This is a genomic window from Pseudemcibacter sp. (assembly GCF_965661635.1).
GTDB lineage: Bacteria > Pseudomonadota > Alphaproteobacteria > Sphingomonadales > Emcibacteraceae > Pseudemcibacter.
On record NZ_CBFIEP010000183.1, the window covers coordinates 1 to 4,303 of the forward strand.

8 protein-coding genes are annotated in these 4,303 nt (G+C 40.4%); 5 read left to right on the plus strand and 3 right to left on the minus strand.

What is annotated here, in order from left to right; translation table 11 throughout:
- Positions 1-382, plus strand: a 382-nt coding sequence (locus ACTF6W_RS11910; RefSeq protein ID WP_438994769.1) for a tetratricopeptide repeat protein, incomplete at its 5' end; no start/stop codon positions are given.
- A 7-nt stretch (positions 383-389) separates the two neighbouring features.
- On the opposite strand, the gene ACTF6W_RS11915 is transcribed toward ACTF6W_RS11910, so the two are convergent.
- The 3 genes from ACTF6W_RS11915 to ACTF6W_RS11925 all read right to left on the minus strand — a co-directional run bounded on the left by ACTF6W_RS11915 (position 390) and on the right by ACTF6W_RS11925 (position 1,944).
- Complete coding sequence (locus ACTF6W_RS11915) at positions 390-941, minus strand: DUF1579 family protein (RefSeq protein ID WP_438994770.1); 552 nt, start codon at positions 939-941, stop codon at positions 390-392.
- Between the two features lie 92 nt (positions 942-1,033).
- Positions 1,034-1,417 carry an MAPEG family protein gene (locus tag ACTF6W_RS11920; RefSeq protein ID WP_438994771.1) on the minus strand — a complete coding sequence of 128 codons (384 nt, stop codon included), beginning with the start codon at positions 1,415-1,417 and terminating at the stop codon, positions 1,034-1,036.
- A 161-nt stretch (positions 1,418-1,578) separates the two neighbouring features.
- Positions 1,579-1,944, minus strand: coding sequence for a hypothetical protein (locus tag ACTF6W_RS11925; RefSeq protein WP_438994772.1), 366 nt, complete (start codon positions 1,942-1,944; stop codon positions 1,579-1,581).
- A 145-nt stretch (positions 1,945-2,089) separates the two neighbouring features.
- Here ACTF6W_RS11925 and ACTF6W_RS11930 point away from each other — a divergent pair, with 145 nt between their 5' ends.
- From ACTF6W_RS11930 to ACTF6W_RS11945, 4 genes are all read left to right on the plus strand, one after another.
- Positions 2,090-2,635, plus strand: coding sequence for a RidA family protein (locus tag ACTF6W_RS11930; protein WP_438994773.1), 546 nt, complete (start codon positions 2,090-2,092; stop codon positions 2,633-2,635).
- A 102-nt stretch (positions 2,636-2,737) separates the two neighbouring features.
- The gene (locus ACTF6W_RS11935; RefSeq protein WP_438994774.1) at positions 2,738-3,295 is read left to right on the plus strand and encodes a RidA family protein; all 558 of its coding nucleotides are present in this window, start codon (positions 2,738-2,740) and stop codon (positions 3,293-3,295) included.
- Positions 3,295-3,627, plus strand: a complete 333-nt coding sequence (locus tag ACTF6W_RS11940; protein WP_438994775.1) for a TraR/DksA family transcriptional regulator — start codon at positions 3,295-3,297, stop codon at positions 3,625-3,627. The genes ACTF6W_RS11935 and ACTF6W_RS11940 overlap by 1 nt, the downstream gene beginning before the upstream one ends.
- 88 nt (positions 3,628-3,715) lie before the next feature.
- On the plus strand, positions 3,716-4,303 hold a 588-nt coding region (locus ACTF6W_RS11945), incomplete at its 3' end, for a retropepsin-like aspartic endopeptidase (RefSeq protein WP_438994776.1).

A 4,303-nucleotide genomic window follows, 5' to 3' on the forward strand; every position in this document is an offset into this window, starting at 1 on the left:
CTTTTTCAACGGATTGGAATTTATCTTTAAAAATTATCGTTTTTCTTTTGATAAAGCCATAGAAGATCCAACTTTCCTTGATAGACATTTTGAAGTTTTTTCAAGTCAGGTTGGCTATCAGTTTAAACCAAATGAAGCAGTCATTAACCGCATCGCTTATACTTATCTATTCATGAAGCAAGATAAAGAAAAAGCATTAGAACTATTTAAACAGAATGTCAGAGACTATCCATATTCTGCAAATGCTTATGATAGTATATCCGATGCATACAATTTGATGGGTAATAAGGAAATGGCTATTGCTTCACTTGAAAAAGCGCTTGCAATAGATCCCAAATTTCCACCATCTATTAGAAAACTAAGAGAAATAAAAGGCGAATAATACTATCTTAAAGCTTAGTCATCACATAGTTAAGCATTGGTGCCCATGTTTCGCCGCGTGTGCTTGTTTGCTTTATAGAAAATGTAATTTTATCAGCTTCATCATCATTGAATGTGAAACGGAAATGCATAATATCATTTTCATATGGGAAATGGGTATCGCTTTTAATATTCGTCATGACCAAATGGCCATCACTATTCATATTCCCTTCGTAGATATCCATTAAGCCATAAATGCTATCAATCACAGACATGCGGTAAGTTCTACGGAACTGATCATAGGTGAGCGTTAATTCAAGGTGCATTGCCCCTTTTGGCATCATATCGCGGCTTTCGCCACTAACCATAACGCCAGAAAGCCCGGATACCATATTCATTTTCGATGTAGATGTTTTTTGCCATTCACCATTTGCCGCATAGGTGAATTGCTCAACATTCCAGTCACCAACCATTAAGTTAAGTGCATCAACCCTTTCATGAACCACTGATTGTCCATGAGCATTATAAATGATAATAAAAGGTAATATTAATAGTAGTTTAAATAATTTTCTTAATGTCATTATATCCTCCAATAATAAACCCCGCTAAGAGAACTTAGCAGGGTCTAATTTGAATTTCAAAGCGGATCAGATGACAATCTCGTGATCTGTTATTAAAGCATTCCCATAATGATGGAAGCGCCGCCCCAAACAATAAGTACAAGAATTGGCAAAAAGCTAAGCAAGAAACCGACTGTGCGTTTCTTTGGATCGCCAACATAGCTTTTAAAATAGATGAAACGACCAAGGATATAGACCATGCCAGCATATGCGGCAACGTCTGCACGCACATTCATGGCGAAAATCATCATCGCTGGTATAATTGATACAAGCATTTCAAGCGTGTTCATTTGAACGCGGTAGTATCTTTCAAAGGTTTCATTGCCGGTTGTTGCCGGCGCATCAATTCCATATGTGCCACGCGCTTTACCAACCATAATGCTAAAATAAATATATTGGATAAGTGCTACTAAAATAACTAAGGCCACTAATTCCATATCTCTTCCCTCTCTTCACTAATAATTATTGAACTTGAACGTTAGATTATTGTTTCTCATAACGCAATCCAAAATTAATTACTTATCCTCATAAATTGCAAGATACTCTTTCGCTTCTTCGCATGATGCTTCACAAACACGTCTACTGGACATCACCATCTTTAAATATTTGATGATATTATCTTTTTCTTTATTACTAACCATATAAAGTTTTGCCAAACAAGTGCAGCCTCTCCATCCCCCGTCAATACAACACGCTCAAGTATTTTCTTATATTCAAGAATATCACCTCTAAGTCGGTAATTAATTGCCTTATTATATTCACTTGAAGAATTCATTGTCGTTTGAAATTTTTTATCCCACTCCTCAGAATTATGATAATTAATTTCTGTTCCCACTCCTGTTGAGTACATGTTTGCAACATCTTGCATACAGAATGCATCACCTGCTTCAGCACCTTTTAAGCAATGTTGAAACAACTCTTTTTTTAACTTCTCAATCTTTGTTAATAATTCTTTCAAATTCATGAAAACTCCCCAAATCGTAAGCATTACAAAATCTTTGTAAACGATTAAAAATATATAATTATTATGATTTTTCTTTCCTTAACGGTATAAGAATGATTAACTACATTCAATCAAAATATAAAAATCAAATTTGAGGAGAAAATCCATGGAAAGAAGAAGTTTTTTTGCAGCCGCTGGGGCAACCGCGCTTGGTGCTACATTATTAAGCAGTAAAGCATCTGCCCAATCAATGGGAAAAGTTGATGCCAAGCTTGCTGAGCTTGACGTCACCGTTGCTGGCGCAGAAGCCCCAGTGGCCGCTTATGTTGGTTGGCGTAAAGTCGGCAATATGGTCTATGTTGCCGGTCAAGTGCCAAGTGGCCCTGATGGTCTGATCACGGGCAAATTAGGTGACAACATGACAACGGAACAAGGGTATCAAGCGGCACGTTATTGCGGCATTAATATCTTAAGCCAATTAAAATCAGCCCTTGACGGGGATCTTGATCGCGTCAAACAATGCGTTCAAATTCAAGGCCTTGTTAATTCAACAGATGATTTTACCGAACAACATTTGGTCGTAAATGGCACGTCTGAATTATTCCGTGACATATGGGGTGAGCCAGGCCTCGCCGCACGCGCCGCCATCGGTACAAATAGCCTGCCTCTCGGCATTTGCTGCGAAGTACTTGCTGTATTTGAGGTCATGTAAAAGTAGCATTTGTCACTCGCCGACTTGATCGGCGAGTCTATAAGCGAAAACTTTCACCAATGGATTCACCGATCAAGTCGGTGAATGACGAAGGAGAATAAATTGCTAAGAAGAACATTATTTGCATCCGCAGTGGCCGCGATTTTATCGGCATGTGGCAAATCCGAAGAAACGGCCCCAGAAGCGGCCGCTGAACACGTCCCGTCCACAACTGGCGGTAAAGTTGATGCTAAGCTTTCTGAGCTTGGCATTGAAATTCCTGAAGCCGCGGTTCCAATCGCCGCCTATACCCCCATCCGCAAAGTCGGAAATATGGTATATATCGCCGGTCAAGGACCACAAATGTCAGGTAGCGTTGGCATTGAATATACTATGGAACAAGGCAAAGACGCTGCCCGCCAAGCCGCCATCAGCGTGCTTTCACAATTAAGAAAAGCCTGCGACGGTGATCTTGACCGTGTGAAACAATGTGTGCAACTTCAAGGGATCGTGAGATGCACGGATGATTTCACCGAACAACATTTGGTAATTAACGGCGCATCGGAACTTTTACGTGATGTGTTTGGTGACGCGGGACTTGCCGCACGCGCCGCCGTTGGAACCAATGCCCTTCCCGTTGGATTTGTCTGCGAAGTCATTGCCACATTTGAAATAGCATAATGTCTATCCACACAAAGAAATATAAAAAGCTTCTCCTTGAAAGACAGGAGGAGCTTTTATCGCTTATCAATGAACATAAAGAAGATAGCGCACCCGTTGAGCTAGACCAAACCATGGTTGGTCGGTTAAGCCGCATGGACGCAATACAAGGCCAAGCCATGGCCGAAGAAGTAAAACGCCGCCGCGACAATGAAATTTTAAGAATAAATGCCGCTCTTCAACGCATACCCGAAGATGAATATGGATACTGCCTTAATTGCGGCGATGACATTGCCGAACAACGCTTAAAACTTGATCCATCAACCGCACTTTGCAATAAGTGTGCTGTATAAAAATCCTTCTTTTTATTTTATCTATTTGACAAAGGCTAAAACCCTGCATAATGAAAATTAAACTTAAGTAATTAAAATTGAGGACGAAATGGAAAATTTTTCGGTCGGTTGGGAAGAATGGCTTTCTTTACCAGAACTTGGACTTCCTGCATTAAAAGCAAAAACAGATACTGGTGCTCGCACATCAGCAATTCATGCATTTGCAATACAGCCATTTGGCAGTGACAAAAAACCATACGTGAGATTTGGTGTTCACCCTGTTCCAGATAATACGGACATCGAAGTATATTGCTCTGCACCAGTTGTTGGTCAACGCGAGGTAACTTCTTCAAATGGTCAAACCGAACTTCGCTATGTGATTAAAACCCCTATTACTATTGGTGAACGTACTTGGGATATAGAAATCACGCTCACAAACCGTGAGAATATGGCATATCGCATGTTGCTAGGAAGAAGTGCCTTAGATGAATTGGCCGTAAAACCTGCGGAAAGTTTCCTTCAACCCGAACTTTCATACGATCTTTATAACAAGATTACGAATAAAAAGCCGGTTAAGCGTCCTTTGCGCATAGCAATTCTCACCCGTGAGCCACGAAACTATTCGACAAAACGGTTCGTTGAAGAGGCAGAACTTAACGGACATGCTGTAGAACTTATCGATACGAAGCGATGCTAC